The sequence below is a fragment of the Crenobacter intestini genome, assembly GCF_004919095.1.
GTDB classification, from domain to species: domain Bacteria; phylum Pseudomonadota; class Gammaproteobacteria; order Burkholderiales; family Chromobacteriaceae; genus Craterilacuibacter; species Craterilacuibacter intestini.
Genome location: NZ_STGJ01000006.1, coordinates 26,862 through 50,297, shown reverse-complemented (window position 1 = coordinate 50,297; position 23,436 = coordinate 26,862). Strand labels below are relative to the sequence as shown.

Here is a 23,436-nt window from a genome sequence, read left to right as displayed (position 1 = left end):
CCGTTTTCCTTGTCCTGCACTGCCATGCCGTCCCCCGCTCCCAGCAGCACCGCCCGTCCGGTGCTGCTTGTCGTTCTTGCCATCCTGTTCTGGGCGAGCAATGTCGTGATCGCCCGCGCGTTCCGCGCCGAACTGACCCCGCTGTGGCTCGCCTTATGGCGCTGGGGCGGGGCGACCGTCGTGCTGTTCCCCTTTGTCTGCCGCACGCTGGTGCGCGAGCGCGCCGCCCTGTGGGCGGTACGCCACCGCCTGGTGTGGCTCGCGCTGTTCGGCATCGTCGGCAACAACGCGCTGATCTACCTGGGCGTCGCCAGCGCCAGCGCGACCAGCGCGGCCGCGCTGCAGACCTTCACGCCGGTGTGGATCCTGCTGTTGGGCGCGACCCTGCTTGGGCGGCGCCTGCCGGCCCGCGCGTGGGCCGGTGTCGCCTGCGCGCTGGCCGGGGCCTTGCTGATCGCGACCGGCGGGCGGCCGCAGGCGCTGATCGAGCAGGGGATGGGGGCGGGTGAAATGTGGCTCTTGGGCGCGAGCCTGTGCTGGGCGATCTACACGCTGATCGTTTCCACCTTGCCGCGCGGGCTGGACGGCAGCGTCTTGCTGTTGGTGCAGACGGCGCTGGGGACCGCCATGTTGCTGCCGCTCGCGCTGGTGTTCGAGCCGGCGACGCTGGTGCCCGCGCTGTGGAGCGGCGAGACCGCCGCCGCCGTGGTCTACCTGGCGGTGTTCCCGTCGGTGCTCGCCTACGTGTTCTATAACCGCGCCGTCGTCCAGTTGGGGTCGGAGCGTACCGGCAACTTCATGAACCTGCTGCCGGCGGCGTCCAGCCTGCTGTCGTTCGCCTTCCTTGGCGAGACGCTGGCGGTCTTCCATCTGGCCGGTTTCGCCGCGATCATGGGCGGCATCGTGTTGTGCGCGGCGCGCGTCCCCGATCTGCCGCCGTGGTTGCGTGCCTTGTTGCAGGGCGACGCGCTGCCGATGGGGCGCTGACAGGACGCGAACAGCAACGCCAACCAATCCGGCTGGCGTTTTTTTTGGTTGGCGATCAAGATAAGAGCATGACTCGCCTATACCCCGAGACGCCGCTGTGGCGGCTGGATGACCCGCGTGCCGCGCACGAAGTCCTGTGCGCGCGCCTGCGTCAGGCGCCGCGGCCGCCGTCGCCCGAGCTGTCGCAGGCCTTTCCCGCGCATGTGGCGCTGCGCGAGGCTGCGGTGCTGATCGTGCTGGTCTGGCACCGGGGCAAGCCCACGGTACTGCTGACGCGGCGCTCCGAGCAGCTCAACAGCCACGCCGGGCAGATCAGCTTTCCCGGCGGCAAGGTCGAGGCGAGCGACGAGGGCGTGGTGGCCGCCGCGCTGCGCGAGGCGAACGAGGAGGTCGGGCTGGATACCGCGCGGGTGAGGGTGGCCGGCGTGATGGAGGCCTACCCGACGCTGTCGGGGTTCCGCATCCACCCGGTGGTGGCGGTGGCCGAGCCGCCGCTTGCGCTCGCGGCCGACCCGGGCGAAGTCGCCGAGGTGTTCGAGCTGCCGCTCGAGCTTGCGCTGAACCTTGCAGGCTACCAGACCCACCCGTTCGAGCGTGGCGGCCTGCGAGGCCAGTTCCGCGCGCTCGACTACCAGGGCCGCTTCATCTGGGGGGCGACCGCCGGCATGCTCTACCAACTGGCCGCCTGCCTCTCCGACTCCGCTTAGAACCTGTTCACGATCTGCTGCGCATCGACGATACAGCGTTGAAATCGGCTTCGAAATGCTCATGTAACACCTGTACATTCCGCTTTCTCAGCCGTTTTCGCCTTGTCTCGCCCTCGCTCGCGAGAGCGTGAATACGCTCTTAGGCGAAGCGCATCGACAGGTCGAGCGCACGCACGTCCTTGGTCAGCTTGCCGACCGAGATGCGGTCGACGCCGGTCTCGGCGATCGCGCGGATGCTCTCAAGGTTTACCCCGCCCGATGCCTCCAGTTCGGCGCGGCCCGCGCTGCGCGCGACCGCCTCGCGCATCTCGTCCAGCGACATATTGTCGAGCAGCACGAGGCGGGCGCCGGCCTCCAGCGCCTCGTCAAGCTCGGCAAGCGTCTCCACTTCCACCTGCACGCTGACCCCCTCGGGCGCCAGCGCGAACGCGGCCATCAGCGCCTGGCGGATCGAGCCGGCCGCCGCGATATGGTTTTCCTTGATCAGGATGCCGTCGAACAGGCCGACCCGCTGGTTGCAGCCGCCACCGGCGGTCACCGCGTACTTCTGCGCGAAGCGCAGGCCGGGCAGCGTCTTGCGGGTGTCGAGCACGCGCGCGCGGGTGCCGGCGAGCACGTCGACGTAGCGGCGCGCCTCGCTGGCAACGGCGGAGAGCAGTTGCAGGAAGTTCAGCGCGGTGCGCTCGGCGGTCAGCAGCGCGCGTGCCGGCCCCTCGATCTCGCACAGCGTGCGGCCGGCCTCTACGGTTTCGCCTTCCTTGGTGAGCCACAGCACGCGGCAGCGCGTGTCGACCTGACGGAACGCTTCGTCGAACCAGGCTTGCCCGGCGATCACGCCGGCTTCGCGCGCGATGACGCGGGCGCGGCCGTTGGCGTGTTCGTCGACGAGTTCGGCGGTCCAGTCGCGCGCGCCGATATCTTCGGCGAGGGCACGGCTGACGTCGGCGGCGATCAGGTGGGCGGCAGGAAGCGTGGGCATGGTCGGGTCCGTGACGGCAAAAGGGGGATTCTACCGTGCGGCGGGGCCGGGTGTCGTGCCGCTCTGCTATCATCCGGCGATGACAAATAAAACCCGATTGCCATGAACCTGTTCGCCGCGCCGTTTCCTGCAGGGTGGCTGATCGCCAGCGCCGTGCTGTCATGTTGCGTGCTGTCGCTCGCGCTGGCGTGGCTGCGGACGCGGCCGCCGGCGCCCCATCTGGCCGGCGCGCTCGCGGGCGCGACCGTCTGCGTGCTCGCCGCGTGGCTGATGTCGGGCGGCGTGCGCGAGGGCCTGTCGTTCCATCTCTTGGGCGCTGCGCTGCTGACGCTGATGGGCGGGCCGGCGGCGGCGCTCGTCTCGCTCGCGCTGGTGATCGCGGCCGTCAGCGTGGTCGGGCAGGCAGGCCTGTTGGCCTTCGGGCCCAACTTCATCGCGATGGCGTGCGTGCCGGTGGCGTGGGTGTGGGCGGTGTTCGTGCTCGCACGGCGCCACCTGCCGGCCAACTACTTCGTCTACCTGTTCGTGGTCGCCTTTGTCGGCGGTGGCAGCAGCCTGCTTTTCGCGTCGCTCGCCGCCCTCGCGCAGCTCCATCTTGCCGGTGCGTACCCGGCAGACGTGTTGCTGGAGGAGGGCTTGCCGTTTTATTTCCTGCTGTCCTGGTCGGAGGCGTTCATGACCGGGCTGATGGCGGCGGTGCTGGTGGTCTACCGTCCGCAGTGGGTGTCGACGTTCGACGACGCGCATTACCTCAGGCGCGAAGACTGAGGAAGATCCGGGGACAAATTGATGCAGTTGGCGCTGGCAAGCTTGCTGGTCGCGGCCTTGTTGCCGCTGGTGTGGACGGTGTGCGCGAAGGCGGGCGCGCCGTACGACAACGCCCGTCCGCGCGAGGTGCTCGCGCGCGCCGTCGGTTACCGGCAGCGCGCGAACTGGGCGCAGCAGAACGCGTGGGAAGCACTGCCGGTGTGGCTGGGCGCGCTGTTCGCCGCGTGGGTGACGCAGCTGCCGCCGGCGCTGGTCGACGCGGCGGCGCTGGTGTTTGTCGCCGGCCGCGTGCTGCACGGCGTGTTTTATATCGCCGACCGGCCGACGCTGCGCTCGTTCGCGTGGCTCGCCGCGTTCGCGTCGGCGATGGTGCTCTACGGCGCGGCGCTCTTGCGCGCCTGACTCAGATCACCAGCGGCTCGGGTTCGAGCTCGACGCCGTAGCGCTCGCGCACCGTCTCTTGCACCCGACGGGCGAGGGCGAGCAGTTCGGCGCCGCTGGCCTCGCCATGGTTGACCAGCACCAGCGCCTGCTTTTCGTGCACGCCGGCGTCGCCCGCGCGGTAGCCCTTGAGCCCGGCTTGGTCGATCAGCCAGCCGGCGGCCAGCTTGACGCGCCCGCCCGGCGCCGGGTAGTGCGGCAGCGTCGGGTGGCGTTCGATCAGGCGCGCGGCGGCGTCCGCGTCGAGCACCGGGTTCTTGAAGAAGCTGCCGGCGTTGCCGAGCACGGCCGGGTCGGGCAGCTTGCGCCGGCGGATCGTGCACACCGCCTCGCCGACCTCGGCCGGCGTCGGTGCGCCAATGCCGCGCGCGGCGAGCTCGGCGCCGATGTCGCCGTAGGCGGTATTGGCCACGCCGCCGCGCGTAAGCGCGAAGCGTACTGCGGTGACCAGCAGGCGGCCGGCCATCTCGTGCTTGAACACGCTGTCGCGGTAGCCGAAGCGGCACTCGGCGTTGGAGAGCACGCGCAGGGCGCCGCCGGCGGCAAGGTCCGCGCACACCACCTCGGTAATGCTGTCCTTCACCTCGACCCCGTAGGCGCCGATGTTCTGCACCGGGCTGGCGCCGACCGTACCCGGGATCAGGCTGAGGTTCTCCAGGCCCGACAGGCCCAGCGCGAGGGTGTGGCCGACAAAGTCGTGCCAGGTTTCGCCCGCGGCTGCCTCGATAATGACGCGGTCGCCGGCGTCTTCGACTACGCGTACGCCGCGGGTGGCGACGCGCACGACCAGGCCTGCCCAGTCGCGGGTGAACAGCATATTGCTGCCGCCGCCCAGCCACAGCACCGGCCCTTGCCGGTAGGTGGTGTGCGCCAGCAGCGCGGGCAGGTCGGCGAGGTCAGACAGTTCCGCGTAGTGCGCGGCGCGCGCGTCAAGGCCGAAGGTGTTGAACGGGCGAAGCGAAACGTCTTGGCGGACGGTCAGGGTCATGCGGCGGCCTTCACGGAGACTTGGCGCGCGAGCCTTTTCCGGCTCTCGCGTGCGAGGTAGTAGACGAGGAACAGCGCGGCAGCGCTCAGGCTGATGACGAGTGCGGCCCAGAAGCCGGTCACGCCCATCGCCGGCACCAGGTAGTCGGTCAGGGCGAGCACGTAACCCAGCCCCAGCCCCAGCACCCAGAACGAGAACAGGTGGATCGCCAGCGGCACGCGGGTGAGCTTGTAGCCGCGCAGTGCGCCGGAGGCGACCGTCTGCACCGCGTCGGTCAGTTGGTAGGCGGCGGCGAACCACAGCAGCGTCAGGCCCAGCGCGACGACCTGCGGGTCGTTGGTGTACATGCGGATGATGGGCTCGCGCAGCAACAGCACGGCGACCATGGTGATGGCAGAGGCGACAAGGCCGGTGACGAGGCCGACGCCGGAGGCGAAGCGCGCCTTCAGGTAGTCGCCGGCACCGACCGCGTGACCGACGCGCACGGTCAGCGCGACCGACAGGCTCTGCGGCAGCATGTAGATGATGGTCGTGAAGTTGAGCACCGCCTGGTGGCCGGCGACGACCAGCGTGCCGAGCTGGGCGACCAGCAGCGCGATGAAGGAGAACAGGCTCACCTCGACGAAGAACGACATGCCGATCGGCACGCCCAGCTTGAGGAATTCGCCGAAGCGCGCGAAATCGGGGCGCGAGAAACGCGCGGTCAGCGCGTATTTCTGCAGCGCAGGCGTCTTCGCGATATACGCGAACAGCGCCAGCGCGTTGAACCAGAACACCAGGGCGGTCGCCCAGCCGCAGCCTGCGCCGCCGAGCTTGGGCAGGCCGAACAGGCCGTGGATCAGGATGTAGTTGAGCGGGATGTTCAGCGCGAGCGCGGCGAGGCTGACCAGCATGATCGGCCGCGGGTGGCCAAGGCTGGACGCGTACGCGTGCAGGCTGCGGTGCATCATCGCCGCGGGCATGCCCAGGGCCGCGCCGGCGACGTAAAGCACGGTCATGTCTTCCACATGCGCGGGCAGGTCGAGCCAGGCGCGCAGCAGCGGCATGCTGGCGAACATCAGCAAGGTGCCGATCACGCCGATGAGGAGGCCGAACCACAGGCCCTGGCGGCCGGTCTCGCCGACGCGCGCGTGCGCTTTCGCGCCCAGGAGGTGGGACAGGATGGGGTTGAGCGCGGCGACCACGCCCATCAGCGTGACGTAGACGGTGATGAATACGCTGGAGCCCAGCGAGACGGCGGCCAGGTCGTCGGTGCTGACGTTGCCGGCCATCACGGTGTCGACAAAGCCTGTGCCGACCTGGGCGATCTGCGCGATCATCATCGGTAGCGCGAGGTGGATCAGCGCGCGCGCTTCGCTGGCGATGGCGCCACGCGGTGCGCGGTTCAGTTCGAACAGCATGGGGGGAAGTCGGGACGGGGAAAGCCCGCTATTGTAGCGGGCCCTTTCCCTTTTGTCCGCGCCGCGTCCTAGCCCGGCAGCGGCACGAAGCCGTCTATGCGCAGCTCGCAGCGGATGGCAAGCTCGGCGCCGAAGGCCGCGTCAAGCTGCAGCGCGTGCTCGAGGCTGACGTCCAGCACCCGCACGCGCTCGCCGTGGTGGCGGCACTCGTAGCCCAAGGCGCTGGCGTGCGCGACCAGGCGGGAGAGGGTGCTTTGCCTGGCAGGCTCCGGGCTGATCGCCTCGAGCGGGCCGCATAGGCCGCTGCGCGGGGGGGGCGGCCGGCCGGTCTGGCCGTACTGGAAGTCGGTATAGGTGTCGGTCTGGCAGTCGTACATGGTCTTTCCTTGTCGTCGCGCGGGGTCGCCTCATGTGCTCGCCCGGCGTACGCGCAGGCGTCGCTTTAGCAGGATTTTTCTGGCGCCCTGCAATTTGTCGATTAAATCGGCGCCGGGGCTTGCGCCCCGTTGGACCGTCCGGATGGTGAAACCCGGACAGCAACGGCAGCGTATGTTGCGGCGCGTGGGCGTGTCAAGCTCTATGCGGGACGGTGTTTCACGCTATAATCCGCCGAATGTCTGCCGCGGCGTCCCGTGGCCAAAAACGAAATCCGCTATCCGCTTCCACATGATCCGCAAGTTCATCCGGCGAGTGCTCGCCCTGCCCAGTGCGCTGGGTGGTGGCCGCAGCAGGCCCAAAGTCATTCCCTTTGCCATGCACGGCATACGTCGCGACCAGTTGAGCCGCGGCGCCTTGCGCGTGACCTCGACGCTGCAGGAGGCGGGCTTCTCCGCCTTCGTCGTCGGCGGCGCGGTGCGCGACCTGATGCTCGGCGTCTCGCCCAAGGACTTCGACGTCGCGACCAACGCGACCCCCGAACAGGTCCACCACCTGTTCCGCCGCTCGCGCATCATCGGCCGCCGCTTCAAGATCGTGCACGTGATGGTCGGCCCCGAGACGCTGGAGGTGACCACCTTCCGCGGCGGCGAAGTCGGCCGCCGCAACGAGGAAGGCCGCATCATGGCCGACAATAGCTACGGCTCGCAGGAAGAGGACGCGCACCGTCGCGACTTCACCGTCAACGCGCTGTTCTACAACCCGGCCGACGAGAGCGTCGTCGACTTCCACAACGGCATGCGCGACATCAAGGCGAAAAAGCTGGTGATGATCGGCCAGCCGGCGCGCCGCTACCAGGAAGACCCGGTGCGCATGCTGCGCGCGGTGCGCCTGGCGGCCAAGCTCGGCTTCGAGATCGACGAGGGCACCCGCCGCCCGATCGCGCAGCACGCGGCCTTGCTGCGCAACGAGCCGGCGGCGCGCCTGTTCGACGAGTTGCTCAAGCTGCTGCTCAGCGGCCACGCCTACGCGTGCCTTGCCAAGCTGCGCGACGAGGGGCTGGCGCAAGGCGCGTTCCCGCTGCTGGACGCGGTGCTCACCGAGATGGGCGAGGGCAGCTTCGTGCGCCGCGCGCTCGACAGCACCGACGCGCGCATCCGCGAAGAGCGGCCGGTGTCGGTCGGCTTCCTGCTGGCGTCCTTGTTGTGGCCGCAGGTCGAGAAACGCTGGCGCGAGCTGCAGGCCGAGGGCGAGAAGCCGGTGCCGGCGCTGGCGCAGGCGATGGCCGACGTCGAGTCGACGCAGGACAACGATTTTGCGATCCCGCGCCGCTTCAGCACGACGATGCGCGAGATCTGGGTGCAGCAGCCGCGCTTCACTTCGCGTGCCGGCGCGCGCCCGTTCCGCTTCCTCGAGCAGCCGCGATTCCGCGCCGCCTACGACTTCCTGGCGCTCAGGGGCGCTGCCGGCGAGGTGCCGCAGCCGCTGGTCGACTGGTGGACCGCGTTCCAGCGCGCCGACGCCGACGCGCGCCAGGCGCTGGTCGACAACGTGCACGACGACGAAGGCCCGGCCAAGAAGCGCCGCCGCCGGCCGCGCCGCAAGAAGCCGCAGGCAGACGGAGAGACGGCTTGACCCTCGCCTATGTCGCGCTGGGCAGCAACCTCGCCTCGCCCGCCGTGCAGGTGCGCCGCGCGCTCGACGGGATCGCCGCGCTGCCGGCCACCCGCCTCGTGTCCGCCTCCAGCCTGTACCGCACCGCGCCGGTCGGCTACGCGGACCAGCCCGATTTCGTCAACGCGGTCGCCTGCGTCGACACCACGCTCTCGCCGCAAGCCTTGCTCGCGGCGCTGCTGGCGCTGGAGGCCGAATTCGGCCGGGTGCGCAGCTTCCGCAACGCCCCGCGCGTGCTCGACCTCGACCTCTTGCTGTACGAGGGCACCGAGTGCGCAGACGACGCGCTGACGCTGCCGCACCCGCGCATGCACGAGCGTGCGTTCGTGATGGTGCCGCTCTCAGAGATCGCGCCGGACTGTGTCATTCCCGGCCACGGCGCGGCCGCCGACCTTGCCTCGGCGCTGGATAAGGGTGGCATCGAGCGGCTGTCGGCGCTATCGTAAGTCGCTTGTCATTTGAGGGAGTCCCGCATGCATCCTTTGCGATACGTCGTGGTGGAAGGGCCGATCGGCGCCGGCAAGTCGACGCTGGCCAGGCGGCTGGCCGAACACTGGCAGGTCGACCTGCTGGCCGAGGCCCCCGAGCGCAACCCCTTCCTGCCGCGTTTTTACCGCAGCATGGCGCACCACGCGCTCTCGACCCAGCTCTCCTTCCTGCTCGAGCGCCAGGCCGCCGCGCGGCTGATGATCAGCGGCGAGCTGTGCGGGGTGCCGGTGGTGTCGGACTTCCTGTTCGAGAAGGACGCGCTTTACGCGCAGGCCAACCTAGACGCGGACGAATTCGCGCTCTACCAGCGCATGGCGCCGGCCTTGCTGCCGGCGTACCCGTCGCCTGACCTGGTGATCTACCTCGAAGCGTCCGAGGACGTGCTGCTGTCGCGTGTCGCGCAGCGCGGCGCCGAGTACGAGACGCCGTTCCCCGAGGGCTACCTCAAGCGGATCCACGCGGCCTACCAGCAGTTCTTCCACCGCTACGAAGGCGCGCCGCTACTGATCGTCAACACCGACCACCTCAACCTGGTTGAGGGCCGCGAAGATTTTGAATTACTGTTGCGCTGCATCAGCGAAATGCGCGGGCAGCGCAGCTACTTCAACAAGAGCGCTTGAGGCGGCGGCCACAAGCCGTCGCCGCGCAGTCCCGTCCATCCATGGAGACTTCCGTAAAGATGAAAACAACCGTCAGCACGCTGCACAAGATGGCGGCCGAAGGCCGCAAGATCACCATGATGACCTGCTACGACGCCAGCTTCGCGACCCTGCTCGATACGGCCGGCGTCGACATCCTGCTGGTCGGCGATTCGCTGGGCATGGTGATCCAGGGGGGCGACTCGACGCTGCCGGTCACCCAGCAGGAAATGGAATACCACGTGCGCTGCGTCGCGCGCGGCACCAAGAACGCACTGGTGCTGGGCGACATGACCTTCGGCGCCTACCAGCAAAGCCCGCAGCAGGCATTCGAGAACGCCAGCCGCCTGATCCAGGCCGGCGCGCACATGGTCAAGCTCGAGGGCGGCGCGTACATGGCCGAGACCGTACGCTTCCTGGTCGAGCGCGGCGTGCCGGTGTGCGCGCATATCGGCCTCACCCCGCAGTTCGTCAACGCCTTCGGCGGCTACAAGGTGCAGGGGCGCAGCGAGGACGACGCCCGCCGCATCGTCGAGGACGCGCGTACGCTCGCCGACGCCGGCGCGAGCATGGTGCTGATGGAATGCGTGCCGGCGCCGCTCGCGCGCGAGATCACCGAGGTGGTGCGGGTGCCGACCATCGGCATCGGCGCGGGCCCGGACGTGTCCGGCCAGGTGCTGGTGCTCTACGACGCGCTGGGTGTCTACCCGGGCAAGAAGGCGCGCTTCGTGAAGAATTTCATGGCCGAGGCGGGCAGCATCCAGGGCGCCGTCGAGGCTTACGTCAACGCGGTGCGCGACGGCAGCTTCCCGGCCGCCGAACACTGCTTCTGAGAAAGGGTGCTCCCATGCAAGTGATCCGTTCGATCGCCGAGTTGCGCAACTGGCGCAAGGACGCCGGCACGGTGGCTTTCGTGCCGACGATGGGCAACCTGCACGCCGGCCACCTCGCGCTGGTGGCCGAGGCGCACCGCCACGCGCAAAAGGTCGTGGTCAGCATCTTCGTCAACCGCCTGCAGTTCGGCCAGGGCGAAGACTTCGACGCGTACCCGCGCACCTTCGACGCAGACTGCGCGAAGCTTGAAGCTGCCGGCGTCGACGTGCTGTTCTTCCCCACGGAAGCCGAGCTCTACCCGCGCGTGCGCCAGGCCTACAACGTCGAGCCGCCCAACCTGCAGAACGAGCTGTGCGGCGCGTTCCGCCCGGGGCATTTCCGCGGCGTCGCCACCGTGGTGACCAAGCTCTTCAACATCGTCGAGCCCGACTTCGCGTGCTTCGGCAAGAAGGACTACCAGCAGCTGGCGGTGATCCGCGGCATGGTCGAAGACCTGAACAGCCCGGTGGTGGTGGTGCCGGTCGATACTGGCCGCGCCGACGACGGGCTCGCGCTCTCTTCGCGCAACGGCTACCTGTCGGACGCCGAGCGGGCCGAAGCGCCGCGCCTCTACCGCAACCTGTCGCTGATCCGCGAGGCGCTGGCCGGCGGAGACAGCGACTACGCGGCGCTCGAGGCGCGCGCGAAGGATGACCTGACCGCGCACGGCTGGCGCGTCGACTACGTCGAGGTGCGCCACGCGCACTCGCTGGAGGTCGCGCACGCCGGCGAGAAACACCTTGTGGTGCTCGCCGCCGCCCGCCTGGGGCGCACCCGCCTGATCGACAACATCGAAGTCGACCGCTGAGACCACGCAGGCTCAAGGCCACGCCGCATGACGCGGCGTGGTTTTTTACTTGAACAAAGGGGAAGTACCGCCATGCTCAGAAGCATGCTCAAGTCCAAGCTGCACCGGGTGACCACCACGCATTCGGAGCTGCACTACATCGGCTCGTGCGCGATCGACGAAGACCTGCTCGAGGCCGCCGACATCCTCGAGTACGAGGAAGTCGAGATCTGGAACGTGACCAACGGCGAGCGTTTCGCGACCTACGCGATCCGCGCCGAACGCGGCTCGGGCATCATCTCGGTCAACGGCTCGGCCGCCCGCCGCGCCGCGCCGGGCGATTTGCTGATCATCGCGACTTTCGCGCAGATGGATGGCGCCGAGATCGCCGCGCACAAGCCGGCGCAGGTGTTCGTCGACGCGGATAACCGGATCACCGAAGTCAAGTACGGCGCGACGCCGACCCAGCAGGCGTAAGCTGCAGAGCCGCACAAGAGAAACCCGCCTCAGGCGGGTTTCTCTTTTTGGTGCCGATCAGTCTGTGCTGACGTCGACGCGTCGGGCCGTCCTGTCGTCGCCCTGGTCGCCGACGCTGTTGTCTGGCACCAGCACGTCGATCTGCTCGCCGGGTACACCCGCTTCGATCAGCAGTGCCTTGACTGCATCGCCCCGTCCTTGCGCGAGCGCCTTGTTGTGCGCTGCGTCCCCGTTCTTGTCGTGGAAGCCGCTGACGGACAGGCGCTTGCCCGGGTTTGCCTTGGCGAAGTCGGCCAGCGCCTGCAATTGCTGCATGCTCCCCGCGGGCGGCGTCGTCACGTCGATGTCGAAGAAAATGCTGGCAGGCTGAGGGCTGGCCGGCTGCTCGGTCGCAATGGCCGGAACGGCAGGCACGGGAAGGCTAGCCGTTGGCACCGCCGGCTCAGGGATGGCGACGGCGGCGGGCGCAGACGCTGTCGGCAAGGCGGGCGCTGTTTCATCGCAGCCGCGAAATTGCGTCAGTAGCCACAAGGCGAGTGCACCGATCAGCAGCAACGGCAACCAGCGCTTCCAGCCTGCCTTGTGGACGGTTTCGGCCGGCGGGATGGACGCCGCAGCGGCAGCTGCGGCGGCGGGTTTGGCGGCCGACGCGCCGCCGAACAGCGAGCCCAGTCCGAGTAGCGACATCAGCGCGGCTGAAATCTTGCCGGAAAGCGCCGGTGCCAGGTTGGCTAGCAGGCCTTTCAAACCGGCGGCGTCGATGGTTCCACCGCCAGCCTGGCGGCGCAGCAGGCCGAGGATGAAGGGCAGGGCTAGCGGCAGGAGCTTGCCCACAGTCTCTGTCGGCAAGGCGCCTTGCGTGGCCAGCGCGCTGCCAAGGCCGCCGAGCTTGTCCCCGAACAGGGTGTTCGCTTGCCCCCTCCCCATGTCGAGCAGGGCGCCGACCTGATCCGGGGCGGCCAGCAGGCGCTGTGCGTCTTCCGGCTGCGGCAGGTTGCGGGCATTGAGCAGGCCGAGCAGGGTATTGACCCCGTCCGGCGTGCCGTTGGCCTTGAGCATGGTGCCCAGCGTGGCCGGCACCAGCGCGCCTAGCGTACTGCCGACGTCCTTGGCTGGGGCGCCAAGATGGCCTGCCAATTGCTCTGCGAAGGGTCCGGCGAGGCTTTTTGTGACGAAGTCCGCAAGGTTGAAGTCCACTTTCAGCTCCTTGACTGTGATTTGAAATGCCGAAAGCCCTTTTTAATCAAGGATCTGCATCGGATTGTCCAAGCTAGTCTTTCGCATGGGGCTTTGCCACTTTTGTATTGCGTGTGTTGTGCTGGTCTGCTGCGGGGGGGGCCGATAGGGCCGGCGCGACTATCCGTCGATGCGAATGGCCGCACCACCAAAATCTAGAAGGGCGCGATGCCGACCCCGTAGGCGTAAGCCTCTTTGCGCCGTCCTGCAGGACCCGACCGTGACACCGGCACGGCGGGTTATTTTTCTTGTCCGGACGCACCTCTGGGCGGCAAGCGGCGGCAGGGATGAATGACGTTTGCAGCAGTCCGGCCAGTTTGGCGTGCCGTGTGCCTGAAAGTTGCGCTGCCTTGGCCCGGGCTTGTCGCGCGGGGTGACGCCCCGGCGCTTAAGCCTTAGAATCCCGCACCTTGCGTGCCAAGCGCCACCGCGCTTGCCCGTGTCTGCCGCCCGGTGCTGGCAGGCGCTTTGTGTCCCGCTTTTCCCGTCCCGTCAGGCAAAGCCTTTTATTCCCCCGTTTGCCGCCTGCGCCCAGTCGCTGTCAGCCGGCCAGGTGTGTTCCCGATGACTTCTGCTGTAACCGCGAGCGCTTCAGGCGCAGTGATGACTGCCCATTGGCAGGAAGCCGGCGCCCAATGCAGCGCGCGCTGGCGCTCCGAGGCCGGCTTGATGCCCCCGGCCCGCATGCTGGCCGTCGACGACAGCCTGAGCGCCGACAAGGCGTACAAGCTGGCGTGCGAAGGCACCACCTTGCTGTGGCGCGGCGACTACCACAACGCGCGCCAGCTGCTGCAGGCCATGGCCCGCCGCGTCGACCGCAAGCCCGCCCGGGCCGGCGCCACCGCCTGCGAATCGTTCCACCTGCACCGCCAGGCGCAGGGGCGGCGTGCGCAGATCCTCTCCAAACTGGTGTTGCCGCTGGACGCCGACTACCGGCTGCCGCTGCGCCGCGCGCCCGACGTGAGTGCTGCCTGTTTCGAGGCGTATGGTGCGTCCGGCGGCGCGTCGCTGGTCTCGCTCAGGGAGTTGCAGGGGCTGATCGGCGCGCATGAGTGGCGCCGCAAGGGGGTGATGGTCAAGGCGCTGGACGCGGCCATCCATCCGCACTACGGGGTGTTTGCCCCGATCCGCGGCGAGTATGTGGACCTGGTCGCCGAGGCGCCGCTGCCGTCGACGACGCTGGCGTTCGATATCGGTACCGGCAGCGGCGTGCTCGCCGCCGTGCTGGCAAGGCGCGGAGTGGCGCAGGTGGTCGCGACCGACCAGGATCCGCGGGCCTTGGCCTGCGCCGGGGAAAACCTGGCGCGGCTGGGCCTGACGCAACAGGTGACGCTGCTTGAGGCCGACCTGTTTCCCGCCGGGCGGGCGCCGCTTGTCGTCTGCAATCCGCCGTGGCTGCCGGCCAAACCGGTCTCGGCGATCGAGTACGCGGTGTACGACCCGGACAGCCGCATGCTCAGGGGCTTTCTGGCCGGCCTTGCCGATCACCTGACGCCGGGGGGCGAGGGCTGGCTGATCATCTCGGACCTGGCCGAGCATCTGGGCCTGCGTTCGCGCGAGACGCTGCTCGAATGGATCGCGGCGGCCAACCTTACGGTGCTGGGCCGGCTGGACGTCAAGCCCACGCACAAGAAGGCGCTGGCCTCGGGCGACACGCTGGCCGCGGCCCGTGCCGCCGAAGTCACCAGCCTGTGGCGGCTGGGCGCAGCGATCTAGGGCGCTGCCAGCCAGGCGAGCAGTTGCCGGCCTACCTCCGGGGAGGATAGCAGCTGCATGTGGTGCATGCCGTAGCACACCTGCTGCCTGTGCGGCGCGAAGCACAGGGCACGCGCGGGGTCGTGGTGCTGCCCCAGCGCGCTTTGCAGCGGCACCAGCCCGTCGCCAAGCAGGCGGTCGGCGAGGGCGCCGGGCTTGGCGGTGACGACGGCGGCCACGGCAAAGCAGGCGACCCCTTCCGGCAGCGGCAGCACGGCGTGCGTGTCGCGGTGGTGGTGAAAACGCGCCCAACCCTGCCAGTCTTCGTCCAGCAGCCGGCCCTCGCGCAAGTCGGTGATGCCGGCGCTGCGCACCCTAGCCAAGCCCGCCCACGGCGCGGCATGGGGCAATTTGCCGAGTACGGCTTCCAGATAATTGCCAGCCTGCTCCAGCGGCGCGCCGTGATGCGGCGTGCCCAGGAAGACCATATGCTGCAGGCGCTCCGGCCAGCGCATGCCGGCTTGGCGGGCGTAGTGGCAGGCGCTGCGCAGCACCAGCCCGCCCATGCTGTGCGCGACGACGCTCAGCGCAAGGCCGGGCCTGTCGGCCAGCGCCTTCTCCAGTAGGGCCGCCAGCTCGCGTCCGTTGTGCGAAACATGGCGGCCGCTGTTGTAACGCAGGTAAAGCGGGGTATAGCCGATGCCGGCGAGCACCGCCGCGTAGTCGACGGTTTCTTCGCCGGCATCCTCCCACGCGTATTCGCTCATGCACAAACCATGGATCAGCAGCAGGACCTTGCCGGCCGCGGCCGGCATCGCTTCGGTCTCTTCGTCCGGCGCGCGGTACAGCGCCATCCGGGTGGCCAGCGGGTTGGCCTCTGCCGTCAGCCGGTCTCCGACGATACCGTTCAGCACCGCCAGCAGGCGGGTGCGCCGGGGGGATGCGGCGCTGGTATCTGGCTGCCCCTCCAGGGCCTGCAGCAAATGGTTGGCGCCCTGCGCCAGCAAGCGGCTGATGCCGCGCACGCTTTGGTAGGCGAGGCCGGTCACGCCGCGGGTCCGCCCGGCTTCCTTGCCCGGTGGTGCGCCCAGCGTATCCCATACCTTGCGGTGCACGCCTTCGGCGATGTCGCTGCTGCCGGCGACGGCGGCGTCGGTCAGCAGGATCAGGCCGCGCAACTCGGACAGGGTCAGGCGGGAGGATGGTTTGGGCATGGCGGTGTCCGCGTGGGGGTTGTCGTCAGCGGCCCGGCCTGGCTGGCCGTGCCAGGCGGGCCGCCGGGGCTCGCGGCAGCCGGTCGAAGGCCCTGTCCGTTACGGCCGGCACTGTACTCTGCGCTTACCGAAGCACGACGGTGAGGTCGGCGCGGCGGGCGCGGCGGTTGTCCGCATCGTCGCCCAGCGTCGACGCGGGTGCAACTTCCTCGATCTGCGCGGCGGGTACGCCGGCCTTCTCCAGATACACGCGTGCGGCCTCGGCGCGGCCGGCGGCCAGCGCCGTGTTGAGCGCCTGCGCGCCGTCGCGGTCGTGGTAGCCGCGAATCTCGACGCGCGCGTCGGGGTGGGACTTCAGGAAGGCGACGATGGGCTCGAGCAGCTTTGCGGCGTCGTCGGGCACGCGGGTGACGCTGCGGTCGTAGTACAGGCTGACCGGCGCAGGCGCCTCGGGTGCCGCGGCGGGGGCGGACGCGTCGGTGAGCGCGGCGGGTGCGGAAGCCGCAGGTGCGGACGCGGGCAGGGGGGCAGGCTGTTCGGGGGCCGGGGTCGCCGCCGGCATCGGCATTTCGGCGGTGGACGCGCCGTCCTTGTCGCAGCTTTTCAGTTGCAGCAGGGCGATCACCGCGATCGCGGCGAGCGCAAGCCACGGCAACAGGCGCGACCAGCCGCTTTTGGGGGCGTCGACGGCCGGGGCGGGTGCGGCTACGGCAGGTTTTTTCAGGTCCACGCCTTCGGCGCCGGCCAGCGCCGCGGCCGCCGCGCTGGGTGGCGCCTCGTGGCCGAACAGCCGGGCGAGCGCGGCCGCGCTGACTTCGCCGCCGCCGGCGTCCTTGCGCAGCAAGGCGAGCGCGAACGGGGTGGCCAGCGACAGCAGGCGGGTGATCTCGGTGCGGTCCAGCGCCGAAGCGGCGGCAAGGCCGGTCTCCAGCGGCGCGGCCTGTCCGCCCAGCGCCTTGTCCAGCAGTTGCCCGCCAAGGCCGGCGAGGCGCTCGCGGTGCCCGCCGTCGAGCAGGGTCGACGCTTCGTCGGGGTGGGGCAGGCCGGGGTCGTTGAAGAGGGTGAGCAGCCGGGTCATCCCCTCCGGGCTGTGGCTTGCCTGGGCGAGCTGGCCGACCAGCACCGGGGTGAAGCCGGCGATCAGCGCGCCGAGCGCGTCGGCGCCCAGCGCCTCGCCCTGCGCGGCGGGTGCAACGAAGATATCTTGCAGGCGCTGGGTGAGGCGCTCGGTCAGTTCGGACATGTCAGGCTCCTTGGGGTGGCATGGGTATGCCACCAAGGTAGCCTATGCGCACGCGTTCAGCGCTTGCCCTTGCCTCGCGGGCCCGTTGCCGGGCCGCCGCGGCCGGTGGCGGACGCCGGCTTGCCACGCCCCGGCGCTTGCGGCGCAGGGTTGCGGGGCGCCATCTGCCCCTTGCCGGCGCCGCGCGGCGGCGCGCCACGCTGCGGCTTGTCTTCGGCGCCCCACGGCGGCACCAGGTGCTCGTCGCCGTAGCCGATCAGGTCGGTGCGGCCCATCGCCTCGAGCGCCTGGCGGATCGCCGACCAGTTCTTCGGGTCGTGGAAGCGCAGGAAGGCCTTGTGCAGGCGGCGCCGCGCCGGGTCGCGCACGGTGTCGACCTTTTCCGAGCTGCGTGCGAGCTTCTTCAGCGGGTTGCGGCCGGTGTGCCACATGGTGGTCGCCAGCGCCATCGGCGTCGGCGTGAAGGTCTGCACCTGGTCTGGGCGGAAGCCGTTCTTCTTGATCCAGATCGCCAGGTTCAGCATGTCCTCGTCGGTGGTGCCCGGGTGCGCGGCGATGAAGTAGGGGATCAGGTACTGCTTCTTGCCCGCCTGCCGGCTGTAGCGCTCGAACAGTTCCTTGAAGCGGTAGTAGCTGCCGATGCCCGGCTTCATCATCTTGGAGAGGGTGTTCTCCTCGGTGTGCTCGGGCGCGATCTTCAGGTAGCCGCTGACGTGGTGGGTGACCAGCTCCTTCACGTACTCGGGCGAGCGCACGGCGAGGTCGTAGCGCACGCCCGAGCCGATGGTCAGCCGCTTGACGCCGGGCAGCGCGCGCGCCTTGCGGTAGAGCTGGATCAGCGGGCCGTGGTCGGTGTCCATGTTCTCGCACACGTCCGGGTATACGCAGGAGAGGCGACGGCACGACGACTCGATCTTCGGGTCCTTGCAGGCGAGCCGGTACATGTTGGCGGTCGGCCCGCCCAGGTCGGTGATATGGCCGGTGAAGCCCTCGGTCTTGTCGCGGATCTCCTCGATTTCCTTGAGGATGCTCGATTCGGACCGGCTCTGGATGATGCGCCCCTCGTGTTCGGTGATCGAGCAGAAGGTACAGCCGCCGAAGCAGCCGCGCATGATGTTGACCGAAAAGCGGATCATCTCCCACGCCGGGATGCGTTCTTCGCCGTAGCCCGGGTGCGGGTTGCGCGCGTAGGGCAGGTCGTACACGTAGTCCATTTCCGGCGTGGTCAGCGGCACCGGCGGCGGGTTGATCCACACGTCGCGCTCGCCGTGCATCTGCACCAGCGCGCGCGCGTTGCCCGGGTTCGATTCCAGGTGCAGGGTGCGGCTGGCGTGCGCGTAGAGCACCGGGTCGTAGGCGACCGCCTCGAAGGCGGGGATGCGGATCACCGTCTTGGCACGCGCCTCACGCCGTGCAGCGAGGCGCTCCTCGCGGCTGACGATGCGGATAGGCTGCGCGCCGTCGGGGCCCGAGCTGCTTGCTGGCGCCTGCGACTGCGTGGTGTCGAGGTAGGGGTCGGTGTGTGCGTCGATACGGCCCGGAGTGTCGACGGTGCTCGAATCCATCTCGGTCCAGCCTTCGGGCAGCCAGCCTAAGGGCGCGAGGAAGGCGGTGCCGCGCACGTCGCGGATGTCGGCGAGGCGCTCGCCGGCGGCCGCGCGGTGCGCGACCTCGATCAGCGCGCGCTCGGCGTTGCCGAACAGCAGCATGTCGGCCTTCGAGTAGACCAGCGCCGACTGGCGCACCTTCTCGCTCCAGTAGTCGTACTGCGCGATGCGGCGCAAGGACGCTTCGATGCCGCCGACCATCACGTCGCAGCCCGGGTACGCCTCGCGGCAGCGCTGCGCATACACCGCCACCGCGCGGTCCGGCCGCTTGCCGGCGGCGCCGCCCGCGGTATACGCGTCGTCCGAACGCGGTTTGCGGTCGGCGGTGTAGTGGTTGACCATCGAGTCCATATTGCCGGCGGTCACCGCGAAGAAGAGGCGCGGCTTGCCCAACTGCTTGAAGTCGTCGGCCGACTGCCAGTCAGGCTGGCTGATGATGCCGACCTTGAAGCCCTGGTCTTCGAGCAGGCGGCCGATCAGCGCCATGCCGAAGCTCGGGTGGTCAATATACGCGTCGCCGGTGACAAGGATGATGTCGCAGGCCTGCCAGCCCAGCTGTTTCATTTCCGCGCGGCTCATCGGCAGGAAGGGGGCGGGGCGGATCTTACGGGCGGGGCGCAGGGTCTGGATGGCGGTGACTTCGGACATGGTCGCTGGTGTTTTTTCGCAAGGGGCGCATTGTGCCAGAAAGTGCCTGTGTCTTCAGCGTTTTTTGTTTTGTATCAAGCGCATAGCCCTTGTTTTTGCAGGGTTTTGTCCGCGTCTGAAGAAACTTGTGCCCCGCCGCGGGATTGTGGGCGTGCCGGGCTTGGCGCTAAGCTTCGCGCTTTCCGTATCTGGATGGAATGAACGTGCGCGCCAAGCTCTCCCTGCTCGCTCCCTGTGTATTGCTCGCTGCGTGCTCTTCGGTGAAGACGCCGGCGCCGGTGGTGGTCGCGCCGCCGCCGTCTTCCGCCGTCGAGATCCCGGTGCCCATGCTGCCGCCGCCGGCGGCGAGCGTGCCGGTCGTGCCGCCGCCGGCGCCGGTGGTGCCTGCCCGCATCAGCGAGGCGGAAGCGCGCGCGCTGGCCGGGCGCTTGCTGCCGGCCGGCATCCGCGACCGTGACGGCTGGCGCGACGAGATGGTGACCGCGTTTGGCGCGCTGAAGATCCCGTACAGCAAGGAGCACTTCTGCGCGGCGATCGCGGTGATCGAGCAGGAGTCGAGCTGGCAGGCCGACCCGGTGGTGCCTGGCCTGCCGGGCATGGTGTGGGCGGGCATCGAGAAGAAGGCCTCGCCGGTGCCGATGGCGCTGGTGAAGGCCGCGCTTCTGAAGCCTTCGCGCGACGGACGCAGCTACAAGGCGCGCATCGACAGTCTGCGCACCGAGCGCGAGGTGTCCGAGTTGTTCGACGAGTTGTCGGGCGAGGCGCGCAGGCTGAGTCTGCCCGTCGGCATGGGCAACCCGGTGCGCACCGGCGGGCCGATGCAGGTGAGCGTGGCCTTTGCCGAGGCGCAACTCTCGGCGTGGCCGCATTACCCTTACCCGCGCGCCGGGTCGGTGCGCGCCGAGGTGTTCACCCGCCGCGGCGGGCTCTATTTCGGGATCGCCAACCTGCTGCAGTACCCGGTGAACTACAGCGAGATGAAGTACCGCTTCGCCGACTTCAACGCCGGCCGCTACTCGAGCCGCAACGCGGCGTTTCAGCAGCTGGTGTCGCGCCTGAGCGGCCGCGCGCTCAGTAGCGACGGCGATTTGCTTAGCTACCGCGGCGCGCAGGCGCTGCCCAGCGAGACGCAGTTCGCGCTGGAGGCGATGGGCTCCAGACTCGGGCTGTCGCGTGACGCGATCGCGCGCGACTTGCGCCAGGAGAAGTTTGCCGCCTTCGCGCAGACCGAGCTCTACCGCCGCGTCTACGCGCTCGCTGACGTGCAAGGCTTGCGCGCGCCGCGCGAGGCGATGCCGCAGATCGCGCTGAAAAGCCCGAAGATCACCCGCAAGCTGACCACCGAGTGGTTCGCGGGCAGGGTCGACGGGCGCTACCGTACCTGCCTTCAGCGCGTGCCCTGAGCGGCCGCACGGTGCGCGCGCCGCCGCAGCCAGACAAGCAGCGGCAGCGCGAGCACGGCGAGCAGCGCGAAGAGCAGCCCTTCCAGGTGCGCGATCCTGCCCAGCAGCAATAGCGCGGCCTCGCCGAACAGATAGCCCAGCGTTCCGAACACGCACGCCCACACGAGCGCGCCGGCGAGGTTCCAGCCGACGAAGGTCGCCGCCGGCACCCGTGCGACGCCGAGCAGGACGGGCCCGGCGACGCGCAGGCCGTACATGAAGCGGATGCCGACGATGATGGGTGCGGAAAAGCGTGCGAGCAGGGTATCGATGCGGCCTCGCCGTGCGGCGAGCGATGGGAAGCGGGCGAGCAGGCGTTCGCCCTGCCAGCGGCCGAGCGTGTAGGCGAGGATGTCGCCCAGGCTGCCGCCGGCGGCAGCCACCGCTACCACCAGCGGGAAGTCCAGCCAGCCGCGGTGCGCGGAGAAGCCGGCGAGGATCAGTACGGTCTCGCCCTCGACAAGGGTGCCGGCGAACAGGGCAAGGTAGCCGTAGTGGGCGATCAGTTGGCTGAGCATGGCAGGAGCGGGCAAGTGATGCAGCCATTCTAGACGCGGGTGCGTGGCCATGCCTGCGGCACAAAGCAAAACAGGGTACCGCGATGCGGTACCCTGTCCTGTTTGCTGGTGGAGGTAAGCGGGATCGAACCGCTGACCTCTTGCATGCCATGCAAGCGCTCTACCAACTGAGCTATACCCCCGGCAATGGCGTCCCCACGGGGAGTCGAACCCCGGTCGTCGCCGTGAAAGGGCGGTGTCCTAGGCCTCTAGACGATGGGGACAGTGACGGAAAGCCGTGCTTTCCATCCTGTTTCTGGTGGAGGTAAGCGGGATCGAACCGCTGACCTCTTGCATGCCATGCAAGCGCTCTACCAACTGAGCTATACCCCCACTCGGGATTCGTCGGGCCGCTGTTGCGTCCTGACGAGAACGGCACTATACGCAATCGTATTTTTTCGGTCAAGCGTGTTTTTGGAAAAAATTACGTTTTTTTGCGCGGGCGGCAAGTTATCGCGCCGCACCAGGCTGCCGCCTGTCATGCGCGGCGCGCGCGGCGCCGGTATAATGCCGGCTTCCGCGACCAAACCGCCCTTGCATGTCCGTCGACCATTACGAAAACTTCCCGGTCGGATCGATCTTCCTGCCGCGGCGCGTGCGCCGCGCGGTGCACGCGATCTACCATTTTGCGCGCACAGCCGACGACATCGCCGACGAGGGTGACGCGTCTGCCGAAGAAAGACTGGCCGCGCTCTCTGCGCTGCGCGCCGAGCTGGACGCCATCGCGCGCGGCGAGACGCCGCCAAGCCCGATGATGCAGGCGCTCTCGGCCGAGATTGCGCGGCACGCGCTGCCGCTGCCGCCGTTTTACGACCTGCTCTCGGCGTTCAGCCAGGACGTGGTGAAGACCCGCTACGCGGACTTTGGCGAGCTGGTCGACTATTGCCGGCGCTCGGCCAACCCGGTCGGCCGCCTGATGCTCGCGCTGTTCGGCGAGCGCGACGCGCGCGCGCAGGCGATGTCGGACGGTATCTGTACCGCCTTGCAACTGATCAACTTCCTGCAGGACGTCGCGATCGACTGGCAGAAGGGGCGGGTCTACCTGCCGCAGGCGGACCTTGCCCACTTCAGGGTGGGCGAGGCGCAGATCGCGGCGGGCGACGCCGGCGGCCTGTGGAGCGCGCTGATGAAAAAACAGATCGAGCGTGCCCGCAAGATGCTCGACGCGGGCGCGCCGCTGGGCCGGCGCCTAGGCGGCCGCTTCGGCTTCGAATTGCGGCTGATCATCCTGGGCGGCGAGCGCATCCTGAAGAAACTCTCCGACGCCGGTGGCGACGTGTTCGCGCACCGCCCGCAACTGACCGCCCGCGACTGGGCATACATGCTGTGGCGCGCCTTGCGCGCCCGCTGACAGGAGCGCCTTTTGACGCCGCAACAATATTGCCAGGACAAGGCCGCCCGCAGCGGGTCGAGCTTTACCGTCGCCTTCCGCTTCCTGCCGGCGGCCAGACGCGACGCGATGACCGCGCTTTACGCGTTCTGCCGCGAGGTCGACGACGTGGTCGACGAGGTGCACGACGACGCGGTCGCCCGCGCCAAGCTTGCGTGGTGGCGCGAGGAGATCGGCCGCCTATATGCCGGTGATCCGCAGCACCCGGTGACCCGCGCGCTGCAGCCGCATGTGGCCGCGTTCGACTTGCCGCAGGGCCTGTTCGAAGAAATCATCGACGGCATGCAGATGGACCTCGACGTGCCGCGCTACCCGCGCTTTGCCGATTTGTCCCTGTATTGCCACCGCGTCGCCGGCGTGGTCGGCCAGCTCTCGGCGCAGGTGTTCGGTTACCGGGACCGCGCGACGCTCAAGTACGCGCACGAGCTGGGGCTCGCGCTGCAGCTGACCAACATCATCCGCGACGTCGGCGAGGACGCGCGCCGCGGCCGCCTCTACCTGCCCATCGAAGACCTCGAGCGCTTCGGCGTGCCGGCCGCCGACATCTTCGCCTACCGCGAGAGCGACGCCTTCGCCGCGCTGATGGACTTCCAGATCGAACGCGCGCGCGAACACTACCGCCGCGCGTGGGCGCTGCTGCCCGCGGGCGACCGCAAGGCGCAATCGCCCGGCCTGATGATGGCGGCGATCTACCGCACCCTGCTCGAGGAAGTCGCCAAGGAGGGCGCGGGCAAGGTGCTCAACCAGCATTTGCGCCTCGGCACCGCGCGCAAGGGCCTGATCGCGCTGTCGACCTGGGCGTTCGGCTACCGGCCGTGAAT

The 23,436-nt window shown here is 69.0% G+C and carries 23 protein-coding genes and 3 tRNA genes; 14 read left to right on the top strand and 12 right to left on the bottom strand.

Translation table 11 applies throughout. The features are described from left to right. Positions 1–24 precede the first annotated feature (24 nt). Together E5K04_RS06605 and E5K04_RS06600 are read left to right on the top strand one after the other, a co-directional pair. A complete protein-coding gene (locus tag E5K04_RS06605; protein ID WP_136552213.1) occupies positions 25–987 on the top strand; it encodes a DMT family transporter in 963 nt (320 codons plus the stop codon). A 68-nt stretch (positions 988–1,055) separates the two neighbouring features. Beyond that, complete coding sequence (locus E5K04_RS06600; RefSeq protein ID WP_136552210.1) at positions 1,056–1,694, top strand: CoA pyrophosphatase; 639 nt, start codon at positions 1,056–1,058, stop codon at positions 1,692–1,694. A 139-nt stretch (positions 1,695–1,833) separates the two neighbouring features. Here the strand turns inward: E5K04_RS06600 and nadC are convergent, their stop codons facing one another. Beyond that, positions 1,834–2,673, bottom strand: coding sequence for a carboxylating nicotinate-nucleotide diphosphorylase (nadC, locus tag E5K04_RS06595; RefSeq protein WP_136552208.1), 840 nt, complete (start codon positions 2,671–2,673; stop codon positions 1,834–1,836). Positions 2,674–2,775: 102 nt separating this feature from the next. Here nadC and E5K04_RS06590 point away from each other — a divergent pair, with 102 nt between their 5' ends. Then, complete coding sequence (locus tag E5K04_RS06590) at positions 2,776–3,441, top strand: energy-coupling factor ABC transporter permease (protein ID WP_136552206.1); 666 nt, start codon at positions 2,776–2,778, stop codon at positions 3,439–3,441. A 21-nt stretch (positions 3,442–3,462) separates the two neighbouring features. Then, entirely contained in the window at positions 3,463–3,843 is a 381-nt protein-coding gene (locus E5K04_RS06585; RefSeq protein WP_136552203.1) for an MAPEG family protein, read from the top strand. A gap of 1 nt (position 3,844) precedes the next feature. Here the strand turns inward: E5K04_RS06585 and murB are convergent, their stop codons facing one another. The 3 genes from murB to E5K04_RS06570 all read right to left on the bottom strand — a co-directional run bounded on the left by murB (position 3,845) and on the right by E5K04_RS06570 (position 6,647). Then, positions 3,845–4,870, bottom strand: coding sequence for a UDP-N-acetylmuramate dehydrogenase (gene murB, locus E5K04_RS06580; protein WP_136552201.1), 1,026 nt, complete (start codon positions 4,868–4,870; stop codon positions 3,845–3,847). Further along, on the bottom strand, positions 4,867–6,270 hold the full coding sequence (locus E5K04_RS06575) for an MATE family efflux transporter (protein WP_136552198.1): 1,404 nt from the start codon (positions 6,268–6,270) through the stop codon (positions 4,867–4,869). Before E5K04_RS06575 ends, murB begins: the two co-directional genes overlap by 4 nt. Positions 6,271–6,338: 68 nt before the next feature. Further along, on the bottom strand, positions 6,339–6,647 hold the full coding sequence (locus E5K04_RS06570) for a hypothetical protein (RefSeq protein ID WP_136552196.1): 309 nt from the start codon (positions 6,645–6,647) through the stop codon (positions 6,339–6,341). A gap of 289 nt (positions 6,648–6,936) precedes the next feature. Between E5K04_RS06570 and pcnB the strand changes: the two genes are divergently transcribed. The 6 genes from pcnB (at position 6,937) to panD (ending at position 11,583) form a co-directional block, all read left to right on the top strand. Continuing rightward, the gene (gene pcnB, locus E5K04_RS06565; protein WP_136552194.1) at positions 6,937–8,280 is read left to right on the top strand and encodes a polynucleotide adenylyltransferase PcnB; all 1,344 of its coding nucleotides are present in this window, start codon (positions 6,937–6,939) and stop codon (positions 8,278–8,280) included. Continuing rightward, on the top strand, positions 8,277–8,765 hold the full coding sequence (gene folK, locus E5K04_RS06560) for a 2-amino-4-hydroxy-6-hydroxymethyldihydropteridine diphosphokinase (RefSeq protein WP_136552192.1): 489 nt from the start codon (positions 8,277–8,279) through the stop codon (positions 8,763–8,765). Before pcnB ends, folK begins: the two co-directional genes overlap by 4 nt. Positions 8,766–8,792: 27 nt before the next feature. Next, positions 8,793–9,428 carry a deoxynucleoside kinase gene (locus E5K04_RS06555; protein WP_136552190.1) on the top strand — a complete coding sequence of 212 codons (636 nt, stop codon included), beginning with the start codon at positions 8,793–8,795 and terminating at the stop codon, positions 9,426–9,428. Positions 9,429–9,487: 59 nt separating this feature from the next. Further along, the gene (gene panB / locus E5K04_RS06550) at positions 9,488–10,279 is read left to right on the top strand and encodes a 3-methyl-2-oxobutanoate hydroxymethyltransferase (RefSeq protein ID WP_136552188.1); all 792 of its coding nucleotides are present in this window, start codon (positions 9,488–9,490) and stop codon (positions 10,277–10,279) included. A gap of 14 nt (positions 10,280–10,293) precedes the next feature. Beyond that, positions 10,294–11,127, top strand: a complete 834-nt coding sequence (gene panC, locus E5K04_RS06545; RefSeq protein ID WP_136552186.1) for a pantoate--beta-alanine ligase — start codon at positions 10,294–10,296, stop codon at positions 11,125–11,127. Positions 11,128–11,199: 72 nt separating this feature from the next. Then, on the top strand, positions 11,200–11,583 hold the full coding sequence (gene panD / locus E5K04_RS06540) for an aspartate 1-decarboxylase (RefSeq protein WP_136552184.1): 384 nt from the start codon (positions 11,200–11,202) through the stop codon (positions 11,581–11,583). A gap of 57 nt (positions 11,584–11,640) precedes the next feature. Here panD and E5K04_RS06535 read toward each other — a convergent pair whose 3' ends face one another. Further along, entirely contained in the window at positions 11,641–12,780 is a 1,140-nt protein-coding gene (locus tag E5K04_RS06535) for an OmpA family protein (protein ID WP_136552182.1), read from the bottom strand. 642 nt (positions 12,781–13,422) lie between these two features. Between E5K04_RS06535 and E5K04_RS06530 the strand changes: the two genes are divergently transcribed. After that, positions 13,423–14,535 (top strand): 50S ribosomal protein L11 methyltransferase, encoded by a 1,113-nt coding sequence (locus E5K04_RS06530; protein WP_136552180.1) that lies wholly within the window; start codon positions 13,423–13,425, stop codon positions 14,533–14,535. On the opposite strand, the gene E5K04_RS06525 is transcribed toward E5K04_RS06530, so the two are convergent. The 3 genes from E5K04_RS06525 to E5K04_RS06515 form a co-directional block, all read right to left on the bottom strand. Next, on the bottom strand, positions 14,532–15,728 hold the full coding sequence (locus tag E5K04_RS06525) for a lipase family alpha/beta hydrolase (RefSeq protein ID WP_136552178.1): 1,197 nt from the start codon (positions 15,726–15,728) through the stop codon (positions 14,532–14,534). The two genes, E5K04_RS06530 and E5K04_RS06525, sit on opposite strands and share 4 nt — an antisense overlap. Positions 15,729–15,852: 124 nt before the next feature. Next, a complete protein-coding gene (locus E5K04_RS06520; RefSeq protein WP_136552176.1) occupies positions 15,853–16,971 on the bottom strand; it encodes an OmpA family protein in 1,119 nt (372 codons plus the stop codon). Positions 16,972–17,027: 56 nt separating this feature from the next. After that, positions 17,028–19,226 carry a YgiQ family radical SAM protein gene (locus E5K04_RS06515; RefSeq protein ID WP_136552174.1) on the bottom strand — a complete coding sequence of 733 codons (2,199 nt, stop codon included), beginning with the start codon at positions 19,224–19,226 and terminating at the stop codon, positions 17,028–17,030. A 197-nt stretch (positions 19,227–19,423) separates the two neighbouring features. Between E5K04_RS06515 and E5K04_RS06510 the strand changes: the two genes are divergently transcribed. Continuing rightward, positions 19,424–20,629 carry a DUF1615 domain-containing protein gene (locus E5K04_RS06510; protein WP_136552172.1) on the top strand — a complete coding sequence of 402 codons (1,206 nt, stop codon included), beginning with the start codon at positions 19,424–19,426 and terminating at the stop codon, positions 20,627–20,629. Here E5K04_RS06510 and E5K04_RS06505 read toward each other — a convergent pair. From E5K04_RS06505 to E5K04_RS06490, 4 genes are all read right to left on the bottom strand, one after another. Continuing rightward, positions 20,614–21,186, bottom strand: a complete 573-nt coding sequence (locus E5K04_RS06505) for a DedA family protein (protein ID WP_168929170.1) — start codon at positions 21,184–21,186, stop codon at positions 20,614–20,616. The two genes, E5K04_RS06510 and E5K04_RS06505, sit on opposite strands and share 16 nt — an antisense overlap. A gap of 106 nt (positions 21,187–21,292) precedes the next feature. Continuing rightward, positions 21,293–21,368 (bottom strand) — tRNA-Ala (locus tag E5K04_RS06500). 5 nt (positions 21,369–21,373) lie between these two features. Then, positions 21,374–21,449, bottom strand: a tRNA-Glu gene (locus E5K04_RS06495). A gap of 33 nt (positions 21,450–21,482) precedes the next feature. After that, positions 21,483–21,558, bottom strand: a tRNA-Ala gene (locus E5K04_RS06490). A 205-nt stretch (positions 21,559–21,763) separates the two neighbouring features. Between E5K04_RS06490 and hpnC the strand changes: the two genes are divergently transcribed. Further along, positions 21,764–22,576, top strand: a complete 813-nt coding sequence (gene hpnC, locus E5K04_RS06485; RefSeq protein ID WP_136552168.1) for a squalene synthase HpnC — start codon at positions 21,764–21,766, stop codon at positions 22,574–22,576. A gap of 12 nt (positions 22,577–22,588) precedes the next feature. Then, on the top strand, positions 22,589–23,434 hold the full coding sequence (hpnD, locus tag E5K04_RS06480) for a presqualene diphosphate synthase HpnD (RefSeq protein ID WP_136552166.1): 846 nt from the start codon (positions 22,589–22,591) through the stop codon (positions 23,432–23,434). Positions 23,435–23,436 lie beyond the last annotated feature (2 nt).